Source organism: bacterium, from assembly GCA_028820935.1.
Classification (GTDB): domain Bacteria; phylum Actinomycetota; class Acidimicrobiia; order Spongiisociales; family Spongiisociaceae; genus Spongiisocius.
This window is the reverse complement of record JAPPHZ010000038.1, coordinates 78,850-104,649: the sequence shown is the minus strand read 5'-3', so window position 1 is coordinate 104,649 and position 25,800 is coordinate 78,850. Positions and strand designations below refer to the sequence as shown.

Genomic DNA, 25,800 nt, shown 5'->3' with positions numbered 1-25,800 from the left:
CCGGGAGACGGCGCCGTGAGCGAGCTTCTCGCCGCCGCGGCCGCCCGGCTCGGAAGCCCCGAGCATCTGGTGGAACGATCGGCCATCGCCCGGGCCGAGGCCGACGGCCTCACCCTCGAGGAGGTGCTGACCGCGTGGGCAGGGGGAACGGCGCCCCCGGCAGGCGCCGGGGCGCCTGCCGCCCCCGAGCCGGCCCGTGACGCACCTGCACCGGTTGCCGCGTCGGCCCCTCCGACCGCACCTGAAGCTCCCGAGCCGGCCGGCGCCCCCCCGCCGCCCGCTCCCGAGATGGCGGCCACCGCGGTCGGAAGCCCTCCGGCGCCCGAGCAGGTGACCCTCGCCGAGGCCCACCGGTTCGAGGCGGTGATCACCGGCGCCACCGCCGGCCTCACCGAGCGGGTCGCCACCTCGCTCCCCCGCTGGCTCACCGCTCTGTTCTTCGCCGTTCCGCTCATCGGCCTCACGTACCTGATCGCCTTCGCCGGCGGGCCCAACTGCGGCCCGGGCGGCCAACTCTCCGTGGATCGGCTGACCGGCCTGGTCGAGAACTGCGACGGCTCCGTCTACGAGGCGGGCGGCGCAGCCGGAGGCGTGGACGTGCGGGCGCTGGTCGGCGAGGGAAGCGTCCTGTTCGCAGCCCCCTCCAGCTGCAGCTCGTGCCATGGCGCCAGCGGCGAGGGCGGGTCCGGCCCAGCCTTGGCAGGCACGCTGCTGGACACGTTCTCGATGTGCACCGACCACATCGAGTGGGTCTCGCTCGGGACGGACGGCTTCCTATCCGCGGGCCGCAACACCTACGGTGACGCCGGTACCGCGGTGGGTTCGGGCGGGGTCATGCCTTCCTTCAGCGATACCCTCACGCCCGAGGAGATCGCCACCGTGGTGTTCTACGAGCGGGTGGTGCTGGGCGGACAACCCGTCGAGGAAGCGGTCTTCGACTGCGGATTCGCAGAACCCGTCGAGGAATGAGGTCCGGCACCGCGATCGCGTTGCTGATCCTGCTGGCCTTGATCGGCGTGGCCGGGATCGTTTTCGCAGTCCAACTGCTGGGCCTGTAGAGATTAGTTTCTAGTCGGTAGTTGCTAGTCGCTAGTTGTCTGCGGTAGCTTGTCTTAGATTAGATCGATCCAGTCTTCTTGGGCTTTCTGAGTTTCGAATCGCCGAGGCGAGGACCGTGGCGAAGCAATAGCGGGGGGAAACAGTGGCAGCCTCGACTGGCACGCACACATTGACTAACGACACTAACTAACTGATCGGACGTCATCATCCCCTTGGAACAGATCGTCTAGATCAGCGGCCGGTGTCAGTGTTACTAAACACCACTAGCAACTAGCAATCACGACTGACGAGTCCACGGCGAGCGTGAAGTGGTCGTCGGCCCGCCCGCCCCGCACGGCCAGCGCCATCAGCCCGGCCGAATCGATATGGAGGAGCGGGCGCCCCTCCCCTACGTCCGCGAACGTCCCCACCCAGGGCACCCGGTAGTTCATCATGCCCACCCGCACCACCACCCGCTCGCCCGGCCCGATGCCGGCCTCCTCCAGGTCCTCGGGCGTGATGTTGGTCTGGACGTTGCCGTAGGTGTCCACCCACCAGGCCCGACCCTCCACCCGTCCCTCGTCCGTCACCTCGGACAGGGGAAGCAGGAGCGGCGTCAGCACCCGTGGATCCAGCTGCGGCCCCATCTCGTGCGGCCGGGCCTCTCCGGCCGCGAGCACGGCGGCCGCGGGGGCGAACCGGTCCCGCCCCTCGAACGTACGGCCCCGCGACGGGAGCATCACGTCCGGGTTCTCGATCGCGTAGGCCTCCGTAACTCCCCCGAGGAAGGCTGCCGCCGGGGAGAGGATCCCGTTGTCGGGACCCACCAGATAGCCCCACCCGGTCTCCAGGACCAGGGCCCTGCGGTCGCTACCCACGCCGGGGTCCACCACCGCCAGCACGACGCCGGCCGGCATGTACTGGATGGCCCGCAACAGGGTGAGAGCGCCGGCCCGGATGTCGCCGGGCGGTATCCGGTGGTTCAGGTCGATCACGCGGCACCGGGGCGCCAGCGTGGCGATCACCCCGTGCACCACCCCGACGAACTCGTCCTCCCGGCCGAAGTCGGACAGGAAGGTGATCGGAAGCGGAAAGCTCGGAGCCACGTCAGCCCGAGAATAGGGGGGTGAGCGACGTTGGTCGGCATAGGCCCGATCGGGAAGCCTGACCGCGTCCTCTGCAAGCGGGACCTACTACGCGGCGTGCGTGGACGCCGCGCCTGGCCTGGAGGACACACCGGACTGCGCCGCTTGCGTATCCGGGCCTCGGTTTAGCATTGGGTCATGGGTGATCCGGGGCTCGACGACACCGAACTGCTCTCCTCGGCCGAGGGGGTGGTGATGATCATCGGGGCGCCCGACTCGGGCAAGACGACCCTGGCCCGCATGCTGGTCGACACCGCCCTCCAGGACGGACGGACTGTCGCCTACATCGACAGCGATCTGGCCTGCACCACCGTGGGGCCGCCCACCTGCGTGGGCCTCAAGTGGCTCCGCTCCCCCGCCGACGTGGCCGATCTGGCCCAGGCCGATGATCTGCGCTTCGTGGGGAGCATCAGGCCGGACCGGTTCATCCTCCAGCAGGTGGCCGGGGTGGCCTCGCTGGTGGAATCGGTCCGGGAGGAGGCGGATCTGGTGGTCATCGACACCAGCGGCACCGTCTCCGGGGTGGTGGGCCAGCGGCTCAAGTATCACAAGGCGGAGTTGGTCCGTCCCGACACCGTATGGGCCGTCCAGAGGGGCGGCGAGTTGGAGCCGCTGGTGGGCCTCCTGCGGCGGTTCCTCTCCGCCAACGTAGTCACCGTCGCCGCCAACCGGGGCGGCCTCCCGATGAGCCCCGAGGAGCGTATGGACATGCGCGCCGCCCGGTTCGCCGCGGCCTTCCCGGCGCCGCTCCAGCGCTGGCGCGTCCTCCCCACCGTGTTCGCGCCCAGCCTCCCGGCCGGCTTCGACCTGGTCCGCCTCCACCGGATGATCGTGGGGGTCCACGACCGGCAGGGGCGGTGCCTGAGCCTGGGAATGCTGGAGTACGACGACGTGCTGCGGGTCATCACCTCCGGGAACCAGGGCATGGCCGGGCTGCAGATCGGGTCGGTCCGTCTCGACCCCGAGACCTTCCGCACCACATCGGTCCGCCTAAACGAGCTGATGTTCGGCCTCGGCTAATCGACCGGGGCCGGTCGGATCCGGGCACGCGAAAGCCCGAGGAACCTTTACCGAATTCCACCGCACTTCCCCTGACGGATTCGCTCGGCGCCAGCACCTCGGGCCTTCTGGACAGAACCTTACGGCCTGCCGCCCGGCGGATCAACCCATCGGTTGCCATATTGTAACCACTACCGTACAACTACATCAGCAGGCATATGGGCCCCTACCAGGGCCTTATCCACACAATCCCCAGGGGTTGCTCACAGGGAATGTGAACAAGACATTTCTGGAAATTTTCGCGCTCTCCCGGCCCGGAATCGTGGTGGCCGGCACCCTGCGTCAGCGCCCGAATCCAGTTCTGACCAGGGGACGGAATGTCAGATCCACCAACTCGTAGATCTCGGCGAAGACGTACTGGAGAACCTCCTCATCGGCGCGCTCGGCCTCGACCCGGCCCCGCAGGTATATCCCGCCACCGTGATCGATGGCGAAATGGACCCGCCACGCCCGATGGTTGCGGACCAGCATCAACCGGTAGACCTCCTCCAGTCGCCCGCGGGGCGAAGGGAGAACGTACGCCTCGAACCCGACCGTGCGGTCGCCGGGCTCGACCCATACCGTCGTGAAGTCGCGGGTTTGCTGGGCCATCCGCACCGCCCAGCGGCCCTCCACGAGTTCGGTGGCAACGACGTCCGATCCCGGATCATCGACCCATGACCGGAAGATGGCGCCCAGCCGGTCCGTGAGCTCAGCGCGACCCATCGGCGATCCCCCTATAGAGCTCCAGGAGCCGGTCGGTGGTTGCCTCCCACCCGAAGCGACGACCCGCGGCAAGTGCGCCCCGTATCAGTTCGTCGCGGTAGGCCGGCCCGTCCAGGACCCTCAACAGAGCCTTGGCGTAGTCGGGCGGCTCCCATCCGTCCACCAGGAATCCGGACACTCCATCCTCGACCACGTACCGCAAACCGCCCACGTTGGCGGCCACTACCGGCAGGCCCACTCCCTGCGCTTCCGCCGCCACCAGCCCGAAGGACTCGCTCCTCGACGGCACGATGAGCACATCGGCGGCCTGGTAGTAGAGCGGAAGGCGGTGGTGGGGCTGGACGCCGCACCAGGTCAGCTTCCGCTCCAGGCCCGAGCGGGCGGCGAGTTGGCGGATCTCGAGCTCCTCCTCGATACCGGAGGGACCGCTCGGCCCTCCCACCACCATCATCCGGGCATCCGGGAGATGGTCTCGCACCATACCGAAGGCCGCCACCGCCACGTCCAGTCCCTTCAGCGCCTGGATTCGACCCACGAAGAGTACGGTCGGCGCGTCATCGAGACCCAGCCGTCTCCTGGCCTCCCGGCGATCGCCCGGCCTGAACAGGGTCAGGTCGATGCCGGGTGGGTTCACGCAAACCCGGCTGGGATCGGCGCCGTACTGCTCGATCAGCTCCAGCGCCTCGTGCTCGGTGGAGGCGATCACGCAGTCCGATCGGGCGATCACCTCCCGCTCGGCGGCGATGCGATACAACGGTTCGCTCGGCTGGCCCGGACGGCGGGTGGCGTCCTTGACCCGGCCCAACGTGTGGAAGGAGTTGGCCAGCGGAAGGCCGGTGACCTGCTTGACGAGCAGGCCCGTCCAGCCGGACAGCCAGTAGTGGCTGTGGAGAATGTCGGTCCCCGGCCCGCCGTTGCCGGCATCGAGCACGGCCTCGGTGACCTGCGCGGCGAACTCCCCCACCCAGTCGCCGAGCCGGGGAATCGGTAGCGGCGCCACCGGCCCGGCCTCCACGTGGATCACCTCGTAACCGGCAGGGGTGCCCATCACCCTCGCACGGCTCGGATCCGTCCGCCGGGTGAACACGGTGACCTCGATGCCCCGTCGGGCGAGGGAGGCGGCCTGCTCATCGACATAGACGTTCATCCCCCCGGCGTCACCCACGCCGGGACGATCCAGCGGCGACGTGTGCATGGAGAGGAACACCACCTTGCGGATCATGTGATGCCCTCCACCGCGAACAGCGGGCGCGCCCGAGCCCCCATGCGGAACTTGTAGGGCTCCGATCCCTTGAGAAAGTCGAACACAGCTCCCCCCGCCCCGATGGTGGCGGCGATCAACTCCGTGAGGAGCACCACGCCGGGCGACACGTGACGGAGATCGGGGTCGTAGGCGGAGTTGTACAGGTAATAGCCGTCGGCGTCCGAGTAGCCGATCACGACGGCTGCCGGGAGGTCGCCGTCCCCGTACAAGGCGTCCAGGCGCCAACCCTCCCCGCTCAGAAGCTCCGTGAACATCTCCTCCATCGGATCGGTCATGAACCGACCCTTCCGCCCCGCCGAGCGGCGATGGAGCCGGAAGAAGTCGTCCAGCACCGGACCCGGCTCCTCGCAGGTCGCCAGGCGCAACCCGCCCATCTCCCCGACGAACCGGCGGCGCTTGCGGCGAGCCTCGTGGCGCTGCTTCTTGCCGATGGCGGTCAGGTACTGGTCGAACGTCTCCGGGAGGTCCACCACGGCGGTCTCGGCGTGCGGGGCCATGCCATAGCCGGAACCGACCCGGTCCAGGGCTTCGGTGATAACGTCGGCGGCGGCCGACGGGAGGGAATCGAACCGGAAGGAACGGCGCCGGCCGGACGCTCGGAAGTGCTCGGCCAGCAGGTCCACCGCCTCGCCGAGCGGCGACCGGTAGTCGACCAGGTCCTCGTGGCCCAGAAGCCCGAGATGATCACCCTCCTCGACGAGGGCCACTTCCCCCCGCTCGTCCGACAGGATGAGGGGAACCTGGCCGGGCGAGGCGGTGTGCCGCCACACGGTGGCGAGGAAGTCCCGGGTGGCGAACGGGCCGACCCGATCCGCCGCCGCACGATGACCGCCGGTCCTGGTATCGAACATCACCGGGTGCACGGGTCGAGCGTATCGGGCCGGATGGACACTCCCGGTGCGCTCATAGGCAGGCTCGCACCAGCGTCGGGTAGGGATTGACCGGCGATGAGGTCCGCCCCCTGGGATGGAGTTGGAAATGCAGATGGGGCGGGGTGGTGCGGGCGTTCCCGGTGTTTCCGTTGTAGCCCACCTCCTGGCCCCGGCTGACCCGGGTCCCCGAGGCCATCCCCGGGGCGTAACCGTCAAGGTGGGCGTAGTAGTAGTCGACCCCGTGGTCGGCCGCCAGCCACAGACCGGTACCGCCCCGTCCTCCCTGCGTCAGCAGCACCGTGCCGTTGCCCACCGCATAGATGGGTTGACCCCTGGGGGCGAACAGGTCGTTGCCCCGGTGGGTGCGCCCTCCCGACCGCGGGAAGCCCCAGTCGTTGATGAAGGAGGTGGCGGCCGGATCCATGGGGCAGATGAAACCGGGCGTCAACCCGGGCCCGACCCCGGCCGCCGGACCCGCCCGGCGGGCGGCCTCGAGAGCCCGGGCCCGGGCCACCTCGGCCTGGCGTTGCCGGTAGAGGCGGCTGCATTCTCCCTCCAACTGCCGTGAGGCGTACAGGGCTTCGTCCGTCGCCGCAGCCAGGATCCCGGCCTGCTGGTCGGCCCTGATCTCCAGGATGAGCAACTCGGCCTCCTCCTCCACGAGCTGCCGCTCCATGACCTCCGTCTGCGCCAGTATCAGCCGCCAGCGGTCCACCGCCGCCACCCGCTCGGTGGTGATGGCGTTGATGAACTCCTGGCTGGTGACCAGCTCGTCCAACGAAGAGGTCTTGAGCACGATGCCGCTGATCTCCGTCTCGGCGGTCATGTAGGACTCGACCGCCCAATCCACCACCGCCTTGCGGAGCACCTCGAGCTCCTCGTAGCGTTCCGCGATCTGGTCCTGGAGCCGGTCGACCCGGCCGGCTATGACGTCCCGGTCCGCATAGAGCCCGGCCACCTGGGCCTGCGCATCGTTCCGTTCCGCGACCGCGGCGTCCAGCATGTCCACCGCATCCCGGTACTCGCCACAAGCCTCGTCCACCTCAGCCTGGGTCACCGCCACAGAGGGGGCGGGCGCCACGGCTGCGAGAGCCAGTACGGACGCGACCATGAGCACCACGCGCCGGATGTGTTTGGACATGGCGTTTAAGGCTAGTGGTCTGCCTATAGAACAACTTGGCGTGCTCTGCTGGTCACCGGCACCGCACGCGGCGTTCCGCTTCCTCAACGTACCGCTCCGGGAACGCCTTCGTCAGCGAGCCTTGCGAGGAACCCCGCTGACCGACGCATAGCCCCAATTATTGGGAATTATGGAGGAAAGTGACGAATGGTTATGCAGAGCCAGGGCGACAGGCCGCATGATTATGCGGGGATCAGGCGTAAGGGTTGGGTTGCCTCGATGCGGAACCTATAGGGCGGCGAACAAAGGGCGCACGACGTAGTCTACGAACTCATCTAGGTCCATGACGGTTCCGTTCCCGGTTGCAACCTTGCAGAGCAGATCTTGGTTGTCACGGCCGACCGTAACCTCGAAGCCGAAGTTCGATGTGCCGACCCTCGGCATACTGGCGTAGATTGTGTCCGCCAGCTTTTCGAAACTTGCTTCTCCTACTGCTGTGCCAGGGGTTGTAAGCCGCACGACTATCGAGCCTGGAGCGGACCCGTCTACAACGTAGCCGTGGCCTGTCACCTGGGCCATTTCTGCGGTCCGGTCTTCGACTATCGGGCGCAGGTTGTCGAAGACGGCTTCGACAGTGCATAGTGGGCTCATGGTTACGCCTCTCCCTTGCTCGGGTTGGCGAACCGCTTCGACCTCATCCCCGGCTGGACCCGAAACCTCAACACAGCCTCCGCCACCTGCTCGGGTGTGGCCCCCTTGTAATCGGCGGGACGGCCCCGCCGACGCTTCCGTGCCCGCTTCGGCCTAGCAGCCATCCGCCACCTCGCTCACTCCGACCCCCTCATCCTACATGACAACCGTTGTAATCGCTGTTACCTTCGGCAGTGCTACCCAGCACAACCAGAACGACCCACCGCCGAGGGGACTTGTGCCCACAATGGTCCCTTCGGTCGGCTGGCGGTCCAGTGCTGGGTAGCAACGGTACAAGACCCCCACCGAAGGGACCGCCAACATGGATGACCCCACGTCCAGTAAGGGGGATTCCCCCGCTGGCTGCCTGTTCGCTCTCGTTCTGCTGATAGTCCTCGGTGGCGCCTGGTGGCTGTGGCAGAGCGGCACGATCGACCTTCCCGAGTCCACAACCACCAGCCGGCCGCGACCGACAATGGCGTCCTCGACCTACCCGGAACCCACTACGAGGCCCGCTACCACACGACGCACCACAACGACGGTCAGCCAACGCGAGCTCGACGACTTGAAGTTCGGAAGGCTATTGGACCATCGCCAACAGGACGGGTCGTTCGACTGGTTCTACCCGTCCGACCTAGCGAACCTCGGCCGGGCGGTCTGCGAGGACCTTCTATCCGGGCGCTCGGCCCACAGCCTGATCCCGACCCTGGCCCGTGACTTCAGCCAACGCGACGCGGCCACGTTCATCGTCGTCGCCGCTGAGGTGTACTGCCCGCAGTACGACTTCTACTAGCGCAGACAGGTAGGGGTTTTAGAGAGTGCAGAGCTCTTCGAGAGCGTCGTGGCCTTGCCATGTGAGTTCCCCGACAGCATTGTAGATGCTGCCCACTCGTGCTGTTCCCTCCCGGAGATACCCGGCGTCGTTGCATAGGCGTATGTGGTAGACCACCAAGCGTCTTTCGTAGGTGTCGAGAACAGCGTCAAACTCCGTCTTGTCCCGTCCCTCGGCGAACCGGAGAACCGCGCAGATGAGTCTCATGTCACGTGGCATGTCCCTTAGGATACCAAGTTTGCCCGACGGCCATCCCGCCGAGTGTCAGGTGGCGAACGACGACTGTCCGGTGTCCGCGGTGAGGTCCCGGTACAAGAGCCGTCGTCCGACCATCGCGGCGGCCACGTGGCACATCTGATCCCAGGTATCGAAGTCCCGGATATTGTGCCGTCCGGCGAACTCGTTGACATACCGTTGGAGATGCTTCGGCGAGAGCCGGTGGAACGTGCCCTTGTGCGCCCGCTTCAACGTCGCCCAAAAGCTCTCCATCCCGTTCGTATGCGCCTGCCCCCGAACGTACTCCCCGACCGAGTGGTGTACCAGTTCTCGGTTCGGGAGGCCGTCGTAGGCGTGTGACCCGTCCGTGTAGACCGGCGCGTTCTCTACTCGGTGCTCTTCGACGAACCCCTGGAGTGTGCATGCTTCCGTGTTGGGAACCACCCTTGCTATGACCTGGCCGGTGGCCCGGTCCTTTATGCCCACCACGGCGGTCTTGCCGACGGGTCCGCGGCCGAGATGCTGACGCTTCGAAGCGTGCTTGTTGCGCTCCAACCCGCCAACGAACGCCTCATCGACTTCCAGCGGACCTTCCATCTTCTCCGAGTCAGGGACTAGTTCGCCGAAGGCTTCTCGGATGCGTTGCTGCATGAACCAGGCGGTTTTCTGTGTGACGCCGAGGTCGCGGTGGAGTTTCATCGAGGACACGCCTTTGAGGTTGGTGACATCGAGGTAGATGGCGTAGGCCCATTTGCGGAGGGGTATCTTGGATGAGGCCATGACGGTGCCAGTCTTGACGGAGAAGTGCTTCCAGCACGAGCGGCAGCGGTAGGGCATGGTGCGGTGGGTGCCTTCGTAGGTGTCGTCTGATCCGCAGTGTGGGCATTCTCGGCCGTCGGGCCAGATGATGGACTCGAACCATTTGCGGGCGGTGTCCTCGTTGGGGAACAGTTGGGAGAGTTGTATGAGGCTGATGCCTTCGCGGTGGCTCTTGCCTGGTGCGATTCCCGTGGTGGCTGCCATCGTCTATCCCCTTCGACTGTTACCTAACAGTATACTGAGGGGCTGTGACTTTTCTATATAATTCCCCAATTATTCATGGTGCGGGTTTGTGCGGGTGGCTGGAATGGGTGCTCCGTTGCTCCTGACCTGGGGTTACGGCCATCTGGCTGCCCGATCTTCCGGCCTGGTCTGGAATCAACCGCCGGGTGAAGGGTGGCTGCTCGCGAATAATGCGGTTGATGTGGGATCCAAGTTGGTGTGCTGGGGACATGTATAATCAGGCCTAGCACACCGCCATTCCACAGACTGACCACAGTGGTCAGTGGTCAGTCACGCCGGGCCCGCGACCTCATAGAGCCGGTCAAGAACAACTAGGCGTGTTCGCTTGGGACTGCGGCCCTCACCCGATCATCCGCAGCGCCGGCATGAATACCGCCACGGCCAGCATCGGACCGTCCAGAGCAGCCAGAAGACCGCCCGGTCTGGACGTCAGACGGATCGCTCCCGTACGGAAAGCCAGGCCGACACCCCGGCCCGCGATCGTTGCGAATGCCAGGAGCAGTCCGATGAAGAACCAGGCCAGGAGATCGAACCCGGAGAGGTAGGCGACCGCCACGGCTACCACGACCATCAGCACCGGGCCGGCCAGGTAGGGATCGAACAGGCGTGACCGGCTTACCTCGGTCCACCGGCCGACCAGGGCGCCCACGGCGATCACGATCAGCAACCCGGCGACCTGGCGGTCCCCGCCGTCGGCGACCGACCTGGCCAGCAGGAGGGACGCCACCGCCAGGGAGGCGATCACCGCGCCCAGCGCCGAAGCGGCGATCGAGGTCAGGTCCCGGGCCGAGGGCCGCACCACGGCCCATCCCATCACCAGCACCATCGAGACAGCCACGCCGATCCCCAGACCCAGCAGCCCGAGCGTGTTGGCGATGGCCATGGAGACCAGGACAGAGGCCAGGATGGGCTGGGCATGCAAACGGAAATCGGTGTCGGATGAGGCGTTGACCAGGTCGACCACCCAGAGTGCCACCACCCCCACCCAGACAGCCACCACGATCGCTATGTCGAGGGTGTTGGTCACGATCAGAGCCAGCATCATGCCGGCCAGCAACAGCCCGTCCATGCCACCGGCGCCGGTCCCCGCGGTGGTGCCGCCCGAAACCGGAGGAATGACCGCCAACTCATCATCGTCCCGCACCGGGTCCTCGCTGGACCCCTCGTGCCCGTTCTTCCAGAGGCGGGCGGTCCGCATATGGCGCCGGAACTCCGGCCCGAACCGCTCCCCCAGGGCATCGACCACTGCGCCCACGGTGTCGCCCTCGATATCCACCTGCGAGCTTCCAGCGATCTCGCGCAGGTTCGCGAACAGCCTTACCCGTGCCATCGATACTGAGGCTACTCGCAATCGGCGCCGCTACCGCGACAATCGTCGCTGGTTACCAGCCGTCGTGGAGCGGCTGACCCTCGGAATACCCGGCCGAGGACTGGACCCCGATCACCGCCCGTCGGTGGAACTCGTCGATCGTGCGGGCACCCGCGTAGGTGAAGGACGATCTCACCCCGGCCGTGATCCGATCGAGCAGGTCCTCCACGCCGGGCGCCTCGGAGCTGAGATACATGCGGCCTTCGGAGATACCCTCCTCGAACATGGTCTTCAGTCCCCGCTGGTAGGCGGTGTCCTTGGCGGTGCGCCGCTTGACCGCCTGGCGGGAAGCCATGCCGTAGTTCTCCTTGTAGACGTTGCCCTCCACGTCTGACAGGGTGGGAGCGGCCGACTCGTAGGTGCCGGCGAACCACGAGCCGACCATGGCCGCCGACGCGCCGGCAGCCAGGGCCAGGGCCACGTCCCTCGGGTCGCGCACCCCTCCGTCGGCCCAAACATGCCGCCCGCGGGATCGGGCCGCCGCGGCGCACTCCACCACCGCCGAGAACTGGGGACGGCCTACGCCGGTCATCATCCGGGTGGTGCACATGGCGCCGGGCCCCACCCCGACCTTGACGATGTCGGCGCCGGCGTCGATGAGGTCCGTGACGGCCTGGGCTGTCACCACGTTGCCGGCCACGACCGGACGGTCATCTACCACCGCCCGGACTTCCTTCAAGACCTCGATCATCCGGGCCTGATGACCGTGGGCGGTATCGACCACCACCACGTCCACCCCGACCTCCGACAATCCGGCCGCCTGGGCGCCGGCATCTCCGCTGATCCCGACCGCGGCGGCCACGAGCAGCCGGCCCTGGTGGTCGGTAGCCGGCTCGTACACGGTGGCGCGCAGGGCGCCCGGACGGGTGATGACGCCGACCAGTATCCCCGACTCGTCCACCACCGGCGCCAGGGGCACCCGGCGCTCGGCCAGCTCCTCGAACATGGCCTCGGGATCCAGCCAGGCGGGAAGGACGATCGGCTCGTGCGACATCACCTCCGACAGGTGGGTGAACGGGTCGGCGCCCTCCTGGTCACCCTCGGTGAAGATCCCCACCGGACGGCCCCTCTCATCCACCACGATGGCCGCCCCGTGCGCCCGCTTGTTGATCAATGCCCTCGCCGTGTTGACGTTGTCGTGAGGGGTCAGGGTGATGGCGGTGTCCAGCACCGTGTCCGCACTCTTGACGGCGGACGTCATGTCGGCGATGGCTTCGATCTCCACGTCCTGGGGGAACACGGCCAGGCCGCCGCGACGGGCCACCGTCTCGGCCATGCGACGGCCCGAAATCGCCGTCATGTTGGCCACCACGACCGGGATGCTGGTGCCGACTCCGTCCGGCGGGGTGAGATCGACATCCATCCGGGATGAGATGTCCGAGAAGGAGGGCACGAGGAAGACGTCCGAATAGGTGAGCTCGCGGTCCACCACCAGCCCCTCGATGAGCCTCATGATCTGCTCCCCGTAGCGAACCGCCGGATCATCCGCGTGTCGGGCTGACCGGACATTTTCAGTACCCTCCCGCACCCGGCTCGGCCGACCTGATCCGTCGCCGCCGGGACGCGACCATCACGACCAGAACGATAACGACGATCAGGGCCGCCGCCACCGCCATCCAGACGATGGCCGTACGCACCCCGGACGGCGGGAGCCTTGACTCGGCCTCGAGCGTGCGCCCGGAGTCGGTGACGGAGAGGTTCCAGACCACCAGGCTTCCGGTGTGCAGGTCGCCATTGTGGGAGACGATCTCGCCGGGCAGCATCACGCTGACGCGGATGTCCAACACCTGGTCGATCATGGAGAGGTCCACCGGTAGGGGGCTGTCCGCCAGGCCCTCTCCCAACAACCCCTCCACGCCGGCCGGGATGGTCAGGCTGAACCGGAACGAGTCGCCCTCCCGGGTGGGCAGGCCGGCGGCCAGGAAGTCAAGCAATCCCAGACCGTTCAACTCGCCTCCCGTCGCCGCCAGGTCGGACAGATGTCCATGCAGCCCGGTCAACGACTCGAAGGGGACGGTGGCGCGGATGCCTTCGTATCCGGCATCGGAGACGGCCGCGACGCTCCAGCCGTCCGGAACCATCTCCTCTCCGATCGGCAACTCGCCACCGAATTCGGCACCGAGCAGCGAGGCGAGGGCATCGTCCATGGACAGCTCGACCGCAACCGAACCGCTCTCGTCCTCCTCGATCACGAGATCGGCGAAGAGACGGAACTCGCATGCGGTCAGCAGCAGGGCGCCGACCATCGACAGCAGCAGCAGACGGAATCTTCCCGAGCCGATCTTCACCACGGCCCTCCTCGGTTCAGCAGGCGATTGCTCGCCGGAATGCGGTCTACGGAGTTCGTACCCCGAGAGGTTCGGAGATGATCACGGTAACACCGTCCGGAGCCTCGACCTCGAAGGCTCCGGGGGACTCTCCGGCCGCGGGACCGGTGGTGTGGCCGAGGGCTTCGACCTGATCCCGGCGGGCTTCCGCGTCATCCACCACGAAGACCAGCCGGCATGGATACCGGACCTGCCCGGGGTCGCCCTCGGGCACCAGTTCCAGCACGGAGTCGACACCCACGTCCAGCAGGACTCTCGTGCCGGTCGCCCCGTCCGCTCCGGGTCCGTGGGATGCGGCTGTCTCGATGCGGGCGAAACCGAGAGTGCTCTGGTAGAAGTCGATGCTCCGGCCCAGGTCGCTGCACGGGATCACAACCCGGAGCTGTAGCACCCGGGAGAGCGGTGCTCCTGGCCCGCCGAGAACCGCCTTGGCCTGGCCGACCGTGAAGCGTCCTTCGGTGACCTCGCGGCCCACCACCACTCCGGCGAGGCTACGGCCCTCGACATCGATCGAAGTCAGGGCGCGGAGGTCGTCCACGTTCCGCACGCCGCCCGAGGCGACCACCGGCTCGTCGATGTACTCCAGGGCTGTCCGGAGGATGTCGAGGTTGGGACGTTCCGAGAGAACATCCCGGCGGGCGTCGGTCACGAAGAACCCGCTCACCCCGCACGAGGCCATCTCGAGCATCACCTCTTCCATGAACCGGCCCGAGTCGGACGTCCACCCCTCGGTGACGAGTTCCTCGTTGCCGAGCACATCGAGCGACACCATCATCCGGCCGGGGAAGTCACGGCACAGGTCCCAGACCATGGTGGGGGTCTCGATGGCGGCCGTGCCCATGGTCACCTTCCAGGCGCCCTGCTCGATGAGCCGGGCGGCTTCGCGCTCGGAGCGGATCCCACCCGCCACCACGATCGGCACGTCGAGCGCGCTCAGCATGCGGTCGATCAGGGGACGGTTGCGGTAGGAGCGGTAGGCGGCCGCGTCGAGATCGACCACGAGGAGACGATCCACTCCCATGTCGGCCCAACCCCTGGCGCGGTTGATCGGGTCGGCATCGAGCGAGATCACATCGTCGAGGCTGCCCCTACCGAGACGGACCGCCCGGCCTTCGAGGATGTTGACGCGGGCGTAGAGATCCATGGCACGGATTGTATCGGGGCGAGGGGGCGAATGGACCGGCGTCAATGGCAGGCCTTCCCGCCGCCCGGAGCGAGCGCCGGCCGATAACCTCCGGGCATGGACACGCGCCTCGACGGACAGCGAGCCGTGGTGACCGCGGGCGCCGGCGGGCTCGGCCTGGCCATTGCCGGTGCGCTGGTCGGCGAGGGCGCCACCGTTTTCGTGTGCGACATCGACGAACGGGCGCTGTCCGGCCTGCCGTCCGCAGTGGAAGGCGCTCGGGTGGACGTGACGGATCCGGATGCGGTGGCGGCCTGGCTGGACCCGATCGCCGCCGCAGGGATCGACCTGCTGGTCAACAATGCGGGGATAGCCGGGCCCACCAAGCCTCTCGAGGAAATCACCCCGGACGAGTGGCGCCGGTGCCTGGCGGTGGGCCTTGACGGCCAGTTCCACTGCGCCCGGCGTGTCATCCCCGCCATGAAGCGGCAGCAATGCGGCGTCATCGTCAACATCTCGTCCACGGCCGGATTCCACGGCATGCCGCACCGGGCGCCGTACGTGGCGGCCAAGTTCGGCGTGATCGGCCTGACCAAGACCCTGGCGATGGAACTCGGACGCCACGGCATCCGGGTGAACGCCATCGCTCCGGGCGCCATCACCGGAGACCGCATGGATCGGGTGATCGCCGCCCACGCCGATGCGGAGGGGCGGTCCAGGGAGGAGATACGTTCCCTATACGCGGCGGGGACCTCGATGGGAACCTTCGTCGATCCTGAGGAGGTAGCCGGCATGGTCGTCTTCCTGGCCTCGGCGCGAGGAAAGCGAATCAGCGGCCAGGTCATCTCGGTGGATGGCCACACGGAGACCCTCTACCCGCGTACCCATGTCCAGAAAGACAAAAAACGGATGGACGAGTAGGCGGGCGGACGACAGCAGAGCCTGTATGGTGATGCCGACTTCCCCGGCCGTGTGCCCTCTCTTCCCCTCTTCCCCCGTCGGTCCGGACCGCGCCACGAAGCTCGGCGCTGCCCGGATCGCACTTCCCACCCACCGGCGCGGTTCATCGCGCGGGGCGCCGGCAAGGCGAACAGGCAAGCTAGACATCTCCGGGCCGGGGAATTATTTGACCTCAGGGCCGGCGACGGCACGGAAACCAGTTGAATAATTACATCCATGGTATTACACTGGTATGCCCGATCTCGGGCATGACTGACCCGACCGCCATGATCGGGGGCCGGTCGAGGTACCGGCAATAAGGCGTATCGGCGTGTGGCGAGCGAAGAGTGGGGGCTCTCGGCGGTGCCCCGGACTCTAATCGAAAGGAGTGCGATGATGGCGGAACGGGGAGATGGACTTCGGATGCAGCGTCTGTTCACGACCGAAGGCCGCGACCCGTACGAGGGAATCGCCTGGACCCGCCGCGAGTCGCGGATCGTCAATCCGGACGGCTCGGTGGTCTTCGAGATGGACGACGCCGAGGTCCCCGCCACCTGGTCGCAGGTGGCCACCGACATCATCGTCTCGAAGTACTTCCGCAAGGCCGGCGTGCCCCAGTTGGACGCAGACGGCGATCCGGTGCTGGATTCGGAAGGCAACCCCGTGCTGGGGTCGGAGCACTCCGCCAAGGACGTCTTCAACCGGCTCGCCGAAACCTGGCGGCACTGGGGAGAGGGCTACGGCTACTTCGGAGGCCCCGCCGACGCCCAGACCTTCGAGGACGAGATCAAGTACATGCTCGCCAACCAGATGGCGGCGCCCAACAGCCCGCAGTGGTTCAACACCGGCCTGTCGCACAAGTACGGCATCACCGGCACGCGGCAGGGGTTCTGGTATGTCGATGAGGAGACCGGCGAGGTACTCCCCTCCCCCGACGCCTATTCCAGGCCGGCGCCCCACGCCTGCTTCATCCAGTCGGTGGCCGACGACCTGGTCAACGACGGCGGGATCATGGACCTTTGGGTCCGGGAAGCCCGTCTCTTCAAGATGGGATCCGGCACCGGCTCCAACTTCTCCAACCTCCGGGCCGAGGGCGAGCCGCTGGCGGGCGGCGGGAAGAGCTCGGGGCTCATGTCGTTCCTCAAGATCGGAGACCGGGCGGCGGGGGCGATCAAGTCCGGCGGCACCACCCGGCGGGCCGCCAAGATGGTCATCCTCGACACCGATCACCCGGACATCGAGGAGTTCATCGCCTGGAAGCGCGACGAGGAACAGAAGGCCCGCCTCCTGATCGAGCACGGCGGCTTCCCGGCCGACTTCAACGGTGAGGCCTACATGACCGTGTCGGGCCAGAACTCCAACAACTCGGTAAGGGTGGACGACCGCTTCATCAAGGCGGTCGCCGAGGACGGCGATTGGGACCTGATCAACCGGCTCGAGGGTGACGTCAGCAAGACGGTACGGGCCAGGGACCTGTGGGAGCAGATCGCGGACGCCGCCTGGGCCTGTGCCGATCCGGGCGTGCAATACCACACCACCATCAACGAGTGGCACACCTGCCCGGCGGACGGCGAGATCCGGGCGTCCAACCCCTGTTCGGAATACATGTTCCTGGACGACACGGCTTGCAACCTAGCCAGCATCAACCTCGGCGCCTTCCTCGATGACGCAAGCGGCCGGTTCAACACCGACGGCTACCTCCACGCCATCCGGCTATGGACGATCGTCCTGGAGATCTCGGTGACGATGGCGCATTTCCCGTCCAGGGCCATCGCCCAGGGCTCGTACGACTTCCGCACCCTCGGCCTCGGTTATGCCAATCTCGGCAGCCTCCTGATGCGCTCCGGAATCCCCTACGACTCGGACGAGGGCCGGGCGATCGCCGGCGCGCTGACCGCCATCCTCACCGGCGAGGCCTACGCCACCTCCGCCGACATGGCCAAGGTGCGGGGCCCCTTCCCCGGGTTCGAGAAGAACCGCGAAAACATGTTGCGGGTGATACGGAACCATCGTCGGGCGGCCTACGACGAGACGGACTTCGAGGGTGTCGGCACCACGGTCAGCACCATCGACCCGTCACACTGCCCTGCCGACCTGCTGGACGCGGCCCACCGATCCTGGGACCGCGCCCTGGGAGTGGGCGAACAACACGGTTACCGCAACGCGCAGATAAGTTGTCTCGCTCCTACCGGGACCATCGGGTTGGTGATGGATTGTGATACCACCGGGGTGGAGCCCGACTTCGCCCTGGTCAAGTTCAAGAAGCTGGCCGGCGGGGGCTACTTCAAGATCGCCAACCAGTCGATCGCCCCTTCGCTGCGGCGCCTCGGCTATGAGAAGCACGAGATCCTCGAGATCCTGGCCTACGTTGTGGGTACCTCATCGCTCGAGAACGCTCCGCACATCAACCGCCGGAGCCTGGCGGAGCGGGAATTCACCGCCGAGGACCTGGCCAAGATCGCGAAAGCCCTACCCGGCGCATTCGAACTCGTGAACGCCTTCAACGCCTTCACGCTGGGCGCCGATACTTTGGAACGGCTCGGCTTCACCGAGGAGGAGTACGGGACGTTCGAGTTCAGGTTGCTGCCGGCGCTCGGCTTCAGCAAGCAACAGATCCGGGCCGCCAACGACTTCATCTGCGGCCGGCAGACCATCGAGGGGGCGCCGCACCTGCGGGCCGAGCACCTGGCGGTGTTCGACTGCGCCAACCGCAACGGCCGGTACGGGGAGCGGTTCATCCACCACACGGGCCACATCAGGATGATGGCCGCCGCCCAGCCGTTCATCTCGGGCGCCATCTCCAAGACGATCAACATGCCCAACGAGGTCACAGTCGAGGATGTGGCGGATGCCTACATGATGTCCTGGGAGTTGGGCGTCAAGGCAGTGGCCCTCTATCGCGACGGCTCCAAGGCCTCGCAGCCGCTGTCCGCCTCCTCGGACGACGGGGTGTCGGAGGAGGAGAGCGAGGAAGTCACCGAGGCGCTGCAGGCCGAGTCCGCCCTGGCGTGGGGGGTCTGGCCCAACGGCACCTCACCCACCCAGGCCTACGCCCACCAGCCACGTCCCCGCTTCCTGCTACCGGCCCGCCGGACGGGGTGGACCCAGGAGGCTCGGGTCGGTGGCCACAAGGTGTTCCTCCGCAGCGGGGAGTACGACGATGGAACGCTCGGTGAGATATTCATCGACCTGGCGAAGGAGGGCGCCACGCTCCGGGGTGTGCTGGCCAGCTTTGCCATAGCGGTCAGCAAGGGCCTCCAGTACGGCGTGCCGCTGGAGGAGTACGTGGACACTTTCGTCTACCAGACCTTCGAGCCCCGCGGCATCGTGGAGAAGCATCCCAACATCAAGATGGCCAACTCGATCGTGGACTACGTGTTCCGGGCGCTCGGGGTCGAGTACCTGCATCGGGACGAACTGGCCCAGGTCCCCCCGGACCGGTCAAGCAGCGACCTCCCCGAGCCCCCGAAGGGAATCGCCGCCGAGGCCGGTCGCCAGATGAAGCTGTCGGAGGCGGTCAAGGAACGCGACATCGAGGCACAGGCCACCGCGGCCAGGTTCGTGGACTCCGATCAGCCCGGCCCCATCCAGCAGCCCCTCAGCCTGGTGCCGGTGGGTACCGGCAACGGATCGGGCATGGCAGAGGGGATGACCCGGGAAGCCGCCCTTGCGAGTGCCGGCCAGATGATCGGAGGCCTGATGGGAGACGCCCCGGTGTGCTCCTCATGCGGCCACATGACCATCCGTAACGGCGCCTGCTACGTCTGCCTGACCTGCGGAGACACCACCGGCTGCAGCTAGCACCCGCACAAACCCCCATCCATGAAAAATCGGGGCTAGAGGCTCAGGAGCGAAGCTCTCACTCGGGGAACCGGTTCAGCTCTCCAGAGCTGCGATCACCGCCGCTATGAAACGCCGCCCCTCCGCGCCGTCGATGATGCGATGGTCGTAGGAGAGGCTGAGGGGGAACTGGCGAATGATCTCGAGACGGTCGTTCCTCACGACCGGCCGCAGTCCGGCCCTCCCGACCGACAGGATGGCGGAGGTGCCGTACGGGATGATCGGTGTGCCCAGGCCACCCCCCACCGCTCCGATGTTCGAGATGGTGAAGGTCTGGCCGCGCAGTTCGTCCACGCCCAGGGTTCGTTTTATCGCACCCTCCGCGAGCCGTCGAACCTCCCCGGCGACCTCCTCGACCGGCAGGTCCCCGGCGTCACGCACCACCGCCACCACCAAACCGTGGGGTGTGTCGACCGCGAACCCGATGTCGTGGAAGCGCCGCTCGACGATCTCGCCGCCTTCGACCGCCGAGTTGAAGGCGGGAAACCGGACCAGCACCGGCACCAGCCGGGCGATCAGCAATGCCTCCACCGGGGGCTTACCGAGCCGTGAGCGCTCCGCGAGCAGGTTGTCCGAGTCTGCGTGACCGTAGGTGGTCACGTGCGGTATCTCCCGCCACGAGCGCGCCAGGTTCTCGGCGATCCTCCGGCGCAAGCGGGACATCGGCGCTCGAACGGTAGGTCGATCGGAAACGGCGGCCCTGACGTCCTGTTCGGTGACACGCCCCAAGGGACCGGTGCCCCGGACACCGGACAGGTCCACCCCCAACTCCTCGGCAAGCTTGCGTACCATCGGCAGGGCTTGAGGCCCCCCGGGCCGCGCCGCGCCCGTCTCCGGCAGGGAACCCACCACCGGTGCCGCCGGTTCCTCAGCCACCGAGGCTGCCGCAGCCGGCGCCCATCTCTCGCCGGGCTCCCCGATCACCGCGAGGAGCGACCCGACCTCTATGGTCTCGCCGTCCTCCCCGCCTCGGTGCAGCAACACGCCGGCGAACGGCGACGGCATATCGATGACCGCCTTGTCGGTCTCGACCTCCACCAGAGGCTGGTCGAGCCCCACCGCCTCGCCCAGGTCCACGTACCACGAGACGATCACCGCATCTACAAGACCCTCTCCCACATCGGGAAGGCGGAACTCGTGTGCCATCTCAGGCCTCCAGAACGGAACGTGCCGCGGAGACGATGCGGCCCGCCGAGGGCAGGTAGTGGTGCTCGGCGAGCCGGAGGGGAACGGTGACATCCCAGCCCGTCACCCGCCGCACCGGTGCCCGGAGCGAGTACAGGGCCCTCTCTTGTATCAGGGCGACTATCTCGGCTCCGTAACCGCCTGTGAGAGGAGCCTCATGGATCACCACCGCCCTTCCCGTCTTGCGTACCGATGCCACCACCATGTCCGCGTCGAGAGGGACGAGGCTCTGCAGATCGATCACCTCTACGGAGACACCCTCCGCGGCCAGGCGGTGGGCGGCCTCGGTGGTCTCACGCATCATCGCACCGTAGGAGATGAGGGAGATGTCGGAACCTCGCTGCTCGAGCATGCCGGCGCCGATGGGAGTGACGTAGCGACCGTCCGGTACCTCGCCCTGCGCCGCCCGGTACGCCCGGATGGGCTCCAGGAATATCACCGGATCGGGATCTTCGACCGCCGCCAGGAGCAGCCCCTTGGCGTTCTCAGGAGTGGAGGCGACCACGACCTTGAGGCCGGGAATGTGGGCGTAGATGGCCTCGGTGGACTCGCTGTGATGTTCCGACGCCCCGATCCCCCCGCCGTAGGGAAGCCGGATGACCATCGGAGCCGTGAACCGGTGCCTCGACCGGCTCCGGATCCGGGCCACGTGGCTGATCACCTGGTCGTAGGCGGGATACGAGAACCCCATGAACTGCATCTCGACGATGGGGCGCAGGCCGGCGATCGCCATGCCGAATGCGGCGCCCACGATCCCCGACTCGGCGACCGGCGTGTCGATCACCCGCTCGGAGCCGTGCTTTCGAACCAGGCCGTCGGTGATGCGGAACACGCCCCCGGTCGTCCCGATGTCCTCGCCCATCAGCACCACGCGGGGGTCGTCCAGCGCGATGTCGAGGGCCTCGTTCAGAGCCTGCGCCAGGGTCATCACTCCCATCGGGTACTCCGCTCGGCGCGCCGGCGCTGGGCCGCCAGCGGTCCGGTCGGTGCCTCGTACATAGCGTCGAAGATCTCTCCCGCCGAGAACGAAACGACCGCTTCGGCCTCGGCCACCGCCGCCTCGATGCGCCGGGAAGCCCGGCTCTCGATCCCCGATTGCCGGTCCTCGTCCCAGGCCCCCCGCCGCTCCAGCCACAGGCGAACCCGCTCCAGCGGGTCCTTGCCCAACCATCCCGCCGCCTCCTCCCGGGCCCGGTAACGGCGATCGTCATCGGCCGTGGTATGGCCGCGGACCCGGTACGTCAGGGCCTCGATCAGCGTGGCCCCCTCCCCGGACCGGGCGCGGTCCACCGCCTCGGCCACCACCTCCTCGACCGCGAGGACGTCGTTGCCGTCGACCTGCACGCCGGGGAGACCGTAGGCTTCGGCCTTCTGGGCGATGGTCCTGGAAGCCGTCTGGCGGGATCTGGGCATGGAGATGGCCCAACCGTTGTTCTGGCAGAAGAAGACGGTCGGTGTGCGATAGACCCCGGCGAAGTTCATGGCCTCGTGGAAATCCCCCTCGGAGGTGGCCCCGTCGCCGAACATGGTCAGCGCCACCGCACCGGTCCCCTTGAGCTTCTCGGCCCAGGCGATCCCGACCGCGTGGATCATGTGCCCGCCCACCGTTATCGAGGGCGGGGTCGCGTTCACCCCCTCGGGCGGATGGCCACCCCGCTCGTCGCCCATGCGGGTGAGGAGCAGGTTCTTCCACGGGTAGCCGTGAAAGCGCATGGCCGCCGCATCCCGGTAGCTGGCCACCAGCCAGTCCTCCTGAGCCAGCGGCACCACCCCGCCGATCTGCGACGCCTCCTGTCCCTCGTAGGGGGCGTAGGTGGCCAGCCGGCCCTGACGCTGGAGGGCGGAGGCCTTGCGGTCGTACAGGCGGGCCTCCGTCATCGCGGCATACCTGGCCGCCACAGTGGAGACATCCGGCTCCCGGCCATCGATGACAGTACCGTCGGCAGCCAGTACCTGCCGGCACTCGAGAAGCATGGCCTGGAGGCTACAGTGTCCAGCAGCGAAGCCCGACTCTCACATCGGCTCGAAGGTCCGGCCAGGCCGAATGATCCATGTGTGACAACCACTCCGGTACGCGGGCATGGTCCGGCGGAGGCGCCGAGGACGGAAGGACACGTAATGACCGACACGACGCTGATCGACCTGACACCGTTAGCGGCCGAAAAGGTGATCGAGTTGAGCGAGGGAGCGCCGGAGAGGGCCTACCTGCATGTCTTTCCCGCAGGGCAGGGCTGCTGCCGAACCATGTTCGGTCTCGCCTTCATGCCGGAGGCGGGCAACGAGTACGAGGTGTTCGAGGCCCACGGAGTGAAGATGGCTGTGGCGAACGAGACCCGTGAGGCAGTGGAGGGCGTAGCGATCGACTACGTGCAGACGCCCCAGGGCGAGGGCTTCACCGTCATGAAGGCCAACCCGTCAGGCGGGGGCTGCGGATGCGGCTGACAGCGGACAGCCGGGTCCGCTAGCCGAGTGGCTCGAACCGGAGTGGCGGCCCTCCCCCGGGTGCTGCATCATCCCGGCTTCCGCCTCTCCTAACCGGTTGTCGCCCCCGTTCGCCGTGGCTACAGGGCGAAGCCGAAGTCGCGGGCCGCGTCCATCAGGGCGAGCTTGTCGTCGTGCGTGCCGGTCCGCCTACCGATGATCAGGGCGCAGTTCACCTCGTAGGTACCGCCCTGGAACTCCCGGCTCCGGCTGCCGGGGATGACGATCGCACCCGCCGGAACCTCTCCCTTGTAGGTGACCGCCGGGTCCTGGGTGACATCGACGATGTGGGTCGAGGCGGTCAGCGAGTTCTGGGCCGCCAGGACCGCACCCTCGCGGACGATCACCCCCTCCACGACGATGCACCGGGAACCGATGAAGGCGTCGTCCTCGACGATGACCGGCCGCGCTCCCGGCGGTTCCAGCACGCCGCCGATGCCCACGCCGCCGGCCAGATGCACCCGGCGACCGATCTGGGCCCCGCTGCCGACGGTCGCCCAGGTGTCCACCATGGTCCCGGTGCCGACGTAGGCGCCGATGTTGACGAAGCTGGGCATCATCACCACTCCGGGTTCGAGGTGGCTCCCGTAACGGGCTATGCCCCCGGCCACCACCCGGTTGCCCCGGCCTTCGTAGTCGTGCTTGAGCGGTATCTTGTCGTAGAACTCGAGCGGCCCGGCGTGCAAGGTCTCCATCTCAGGCACCCGGAAGTAGAGGTTGATGGCCTGCTGGATCCAGCCATGGACGATCCAGTCGCCGTCCACCTTCTCGGCCAGCCGGATCTCGCCACGGTCCAGCAGTTCCACGGTCTGCTCGACCGCCGACACCTCGTGGTCCTCCATCGCGCTCGGATGCTCCGCAGCCGCGGCGATGACCCTCTCGAGATCCGTGATTGTCATGGTGATCGACACTCCTTCCGGTGAGTCTGTCGGCGGATCGGTCGCTGGACTGGCAGCTTATCGATCCGCTCTTCCGGAATCGACCCCCGGCGCGGACGGACGGCTAGTCGTTCGGTTCGTCCGGTGGGTGTTGCGAACGGTCCGGGCTCGAGTCTGCGCGGACCAACCGAGCAGATCGGCGATCGCGTATCCACCGCCGGATCCACCAGTAGAGGGCGCCGATCACGACCACGACGGGGATGAAGGGCAGCAGCAGGCCGACGGTCGCCACGATGTAGCCGAGAGCTCGGAGCGCGCCCCGGTAACCAGTACGGACCGAATCGACGAAGGACGGCGGTCCCTCCTCCTCGTCCACCACCACGAAAGTGATCGCGTCGTTGGTCACCGCGTCCAGTGGGACGCCATCATCGGGAACCGGCGTGCCGGAGACCTGGAATCTGACCTCGATGCCGCCCCTGGTAGCCACCCGGCCCGCGATCCGCCCGTCGCGTATGGTTTCGTGCAATACCGCGCTGAGCAGCGCCCCCGGTTCGATCCTGTCGAAGCTTCCCGCCACCAGTTGGAACGACCGTTGGTCGGTGCGGCCGTCCTGGGGACGTAGCCGGAGGGCCTCGGAGGACACGTCCACGTCGGTGAGGGCCACCTCGCCGGTGTTCTCCACCTGGACGCAGAAGTAGGCGTCGTCATCGGGGGAGGTTACGAGCACCTCCTCGCCCAGGCAGGGATCCTCGTCCGAGTCGGAAACCCACGCGTACACGGCGATGCCGGTCTCGGGGACCGGTTCGTGGAGCTGGAGGATGGCCATCTCGATGGTGGCCAGGCTGACCAGATCGGTCAGGGTTCGCAGGCGCCCGCGCAGGGTTTCCAGATCGGTCTCCCTCTGGACGAGCTCCCGCTCGATCAGGGCCACGTTCTCGAGGTCGGGCGCCTCCTGCAAGAGGTCCCTTAGGCGCAGGACGCTCGCCTCCGCGGTGGCGATCCGGCTCCTGAAGTCGACGATCCGCTCGGTCACGTCGTCGGCGGTGATCTGCTTGTCGACCAGTTCGCCCACGCGGGAAAGGCTCTCCAGAACCGGCATGAAGTCGGCAGGCATCACCTTGAACGTCAGGCGGGACTCGGGCTCGGGGCTACTGCTGACCTGCTGCCCGAAGACGAATCCCCCCAATGCTTGCACGATGTTGACAGCTTCACGAGCGGCCGCCTCGACATCTGACGCTCGCACCGAGATGGTTCCCCGATAGATGATGTCACGCCCGAGGTCGGCCGGAGTCGTTGCGGGTAAACCGGCAGCCGCCGATGACGCGAAGTCGGACCCATCTGCGGCTGCCTCTTCGGTCTCGGCGGCGGCCGCTTCGGAGAACGACATTGCCAAGGTGGTGGTCACCATGGCCTCGTCCGACATGCCGGCGGCGGCCACGGTGGCAGCCGCCATGGTCATCTCGGATTCTGCTTCGGAATCGTCTCCGCCGCACGCAGCCGCCAGGAACAGGACGAGGGCGATCAGGCAGTAGATGAACTGGGACCGCGCCCCGGAGCTAGTGGAGCGTCTCCTACGGAGACGATCCCAACCAACGGCCATGGCAACCACTCTATCCATCGCCTTACGCTATGCCCGGAGCCGGGTTGGCGCCAGG

Annotated in this window: 23 protein-coding genes; 6 read left to right on the top strand and 17 right to left on the bottom strand. The window is 67.2% G+C overall.

Going from position 1 to position 25,800, the window contains the following annotated elements:
* The first annotated feature begins 15 nt into the window (after nucleotides 1-15).
* On the top strand, nucleotides 16-969 hold the full coding sequence (locus OXM57_11610) for a c-type cytochrome (GenBank protein ID MDE0353325.1): 954 nt from the start codon (nucleotides 16-18) through the stop codon (nucleotides 967-969).
* A gap of 353 nt (nucleotides 970-1,322) precedes the next feature.
* Here the strand turns inward: OXM57_11610 and OXM57_11605 are convergent, their stop codons facing one another.
* Nucleotides 1,323-2,144 carry an SAM-dependent chlorinase/fluorinase gene (locus OXM57_11605; GenBank protein MDE0353324.1) on the bottom strand — a complete coding sequence of 274 codons (822 nt, stop codon included), beginning with the start codon at nucleotides 2,142-2,144 and terminating at the stop codon, nucleotides 1,323-1,325.
* A gap of 177 nt (nucleotides 2,145-2,321) precedes the next feature.
* On the opposite strand from OXM57_11605, the gene OXM57_11600 reads away from it, so the two are divergent.
* The gene (locus OXM57_11600; GenBank protein ID MDE0353323.1) at nucleotides 2,322-3,203 is read left to right on the top strand and encodes a Clp1/GlmU family protein; all 882 of its coding nucleotides are present in this window, start codon (nucleotides 2,322-2,324) and stop codon (nucleotides 3,201-3,203) included.
* 321 nt (nucleotides 3,204-3,524) lie between these two features.
* On the opposite strand, the gene OXM57_11595 is transcribed toward OXM57_11600, so the two are convergent.
* From OXM57_11595 to OXM57_11575, 5 genes are all read right to left on the bottom strand, one after another.
* On the bottom strand, nucleotides 3,525-3,947 hold the full coding sequence (locus tag OXM57_11595) for a YbjN domain-containing protein (GenBank protein ID MDE0353322.1): 423 nt from the start codon (nucleotides 3,945-3,947) through the stop codon (nucleotides 3,525-3,527).
* On the bottom strand, nucleotides 3,934-5,169 hold the full coding sequence (locus OXM57_11590) for a glycosyltransferase (GenBank protein ID MDE0353321.1): 1,236 nt from the start codon (nucleotides 5,167-5,169) through the stop codon (nucleotides 3,934-3,936). Before OXM57_11590 ends, OXM57_11595 begins: the two co-directional genes overlap by 14 nt.
* Nucleotides 5,166-6,074 (bottom strand): GNAT family N-acetyltransferase, encoded by a 909-nt coding sequence (locus OXM57_11585; GenBank protein MDE0353320.1) that lies wholly within the window; start codon nucleotides 6,072-6,074, stop codon nucleotides 5,166-5,168. Before OXM57_11585 ends, OXM57_11590 begins: the two co-directional genes overlap by 4 nt.
* Nucleotides 6,075-6,114: 40 nt before the next feature.
* Nucleotides 6,115-7,224, bottom strand: a complete 1,110-nt coding sequence (locus tag OXM57_11580; protein MDE0353319.1) for a M23 family metallopeptidase — start codon at nucleotides 7,222-7,224, stop codon at nucleotides 6,115-6,117.
* Nucleotides 7,225-7,491: 267 nt separating this feature from the next.
* A complete protein-coding gene (locus tag OXM57_11575; GenBank protein MDE0353318.1) occupies nucleotides 7,492-7,854 on the bottom strand; it encodes a hypothetical protein in 363 nt (120 codons plus the stop codon).
* A gap of 361 nt (nucleotides 7,855-8,215) precedes the next feature.
* Between OXM57_11575 and OXM57_11570 the strand changes: the two genes are divergently transcribed.
* A complete protein-coding gene (locus OXM57_11570) occupies nucleotides 8,216-8,686 on the top strand; it encodes a DUF732 domain-containing protein (GenBank protein MDE0353317.1) in 471 nt (156 codons plus the stop codon).
* An 18-nt stretch (nucleotides 8,687-8,704) separates the two neighbouring features.
* On the opposite strand, the gene OXM57_11565 is transcribed toward OXM57_11570, so the two are convergent.
* From OXM57_11565 to OXM57_11540, 6 genes are all read right to left on the bottom strand, one after another.
* Nucleotides 8,705-8,932 carry a DUF2513 domain-containing protein gene (locus OXM57_11565; GenBank protein MDE0353316.1) on the bottom strand — a complete coding sequence of 76 codons (228 nt, stop codon included), beginning with the start codon at nucleotides 8,930-8,932 and terminating at the stop codon, nucleotides 8,705-8,707.
* Between the two features lie 57 nt (nucleotides 8,933-8,989).
* The gene (locus OXM57_11560; GenBank protein MDE0353315.1) at nucleotides 8,990-9,964 is read right to left on the bottom strand and encodes an IS1595 family transposase; all 975 of its coding nucleotides are present in this window, start codon (nucleotides 9,962-9,964) and stop codon (nucleotides 8,990-8,992) included.
* Nucleotides 9,965-10,343: 379 nt separating this feature from the next.
* A complete protein-coding gene (locus OXM57_11555; GenBank protein ID MDE0353314.1) occupies nucleotides 10,344-11,333 on the bottom strand; it encodes a MoaD/ThiS family protein in 990 nt (329 codons plus the stop codon).
* 52 nt (nucleotides 11,334-11,385) lie between these two features.
* Nucleotides 11,386-12,825, bottom strand: a complete 1,440-nt coding sequence (locus OXM57_11550; GenBank protein MDE0353313.1) for a GuaB1 family IMP dehydrogenase-related protein — start codon at nucleotides 12,823-12,825, stop codon at nucleotides 11,386-11,388.
* A 58-nt stretch (nucleotides 12,826-12,883) separates the two neighbouring features.
* Nucleotides 12,884-13,660, bottom strand: a complete 777-nt coding sequence (locus OXM57_11545) for a hypothetical protein (protein MDE0353312.1) — start codon at nucleotides 13,658-13,660, stop codon at nucleotides 12,884-12,886.
* A gap of 46 nt (nucleotides 13,661-13,706) precedes the next feature.
* A complete protein-coding gene (locus tag OXM57_11540; protein MDE0353311.1) occupies nucleotides 13,707-14,843 on the bottom strand; it encodes a HisA/HisF-related TIM barrel protein in 1,137 nt (378 codons plus the stop codon).
* A gap of 96 nt (nucleotides 14,844-14,939) precedes the next feature.
* Between OXM57_11540 and OXM57_11535 the strand changes: the two genes are divergently transcribed.
* Nucleotides 14,940-15,743, top strand: coding sequence for an SDR family oxidoreductase (locus OXM57_11535; protein ID MDE0353310.1), 804 nt, complete (start codon nucleotides 14,940-14,942; stop codon nucleotides 15,741-15,743).
* Between the two features lie 411 nt (nucleotides 15,744-16,154).
* Nucleotides 16,155-19,562, top strand: coding sequence for an adenosylcobalamin-dependent ribonucleoside-diphosphate reductase (locus OXM57_11530; protein MDE0353309.1), 3,408 nt, complete (start codon nucleotides 16,155-16,157; stop codon nucleotides 19,560-19,562).
* Between the two features lie 75 nt (nucleotides 19,563-19,637).
* Here OXM57_11530 and OXM57_11525 read toward each other — a convergent pair whose 3' ends face one another.
* From OXM57_11525 to pdhA, 3 genes are read right to left on the bottom strand one after another with little or no spacing between them, the layout of a single operon-like run.
* Nucleotides 19,638-20,747 carry a dihydrolipoamide acetyltransferase family protein gene (locus tag OXM57_11525; protein ID MDE0353308.1) on the bottom strand — a complete coding sequence of 370 codons (1,110 nt, stop codon included), beginning with the start codon at nucleotides 20,745-20,747 and terminating at the stop codon, nucleotides 19,638-19,640.
* A 1-nt stretch (nucleotide 20,748) separates the two neighbouring features.
* Complete coding sequence (locus OXM57_11520) at nucleotides 20,749-21,723, bottom strand: alpha-ketoacid dehydrogenase subunit beta (GenBank protein MDE0353307.1); 975 nt, start codon at nucleotides 21,721-21,723, stop codon at nucleotides 20,749-20,751.
* A complete protein-coding gene (gene pdhA / locus OXM57_11515) occupies nucleotides 21,714-22,760 on the bottom strand; it encodes a pyruvate dehydrogenase (acetyl-transferring) E1 component subunit alpha (GenBank protein MDE0353306.1) in 1,047 nt (348 codons plus the stop codon). The genes OXM57_11520 and pdhA overlap by 10 nt, the downstream gene beginning before the upstream one ends.
* Before the next feature lie 144 nt (nucleotides 22,761-22,904).
* On the opposite strand from pdhA, the gene OXM57_11510 reads away from it, so the two are divergent.
* Nucleotides 22,905-23,228, top strand: coding sequence for an iron-sulfur cluster insertion protein ErpA (locus OXM57_11510; protein MDE0353305.1), 324 nt, complete (start codon nucleotides 22,905-22,907; stop codon nucleotides 23,226-23,228).
* A gap of 119 nt (nucleotides 23,229-23,347) precedes the next feature.
* On the opposite strand, the gene OXM57_11505 is transcribed toward OXM57_11510, so the two are convergent.
* The gene (locus tag OXM57_11505; protein MDE0353304.1) at nucleotides 23,348-24,166 is read right to left on the bottom strand and encodes a 2,3,4,5-tetrahydropyridine-2,6-dicarboxylate N-succinyltransferase; all 819 of its coding nucleotides are present in this window, start codon (nucleotides 24,164-24,166) and stop codon (nucleotides 23,348-23,350) included.
* 103 nt (nucleotides 24,167-24,269) lie between these two features.
* Complete coding sequence (locus tag OXM57_11500; protein ID MDE0353303.1) at nucleotides 24,270-25,763, bottom strand: DUF4349 domain-containing protein; 1,494 nt, start codon at nucleotides 25,761-25,763, stop codon at nucleotides 24,270-24,272.
* Nucleotides 25,764-25,800: the final 37 nt, after the last annotated feature.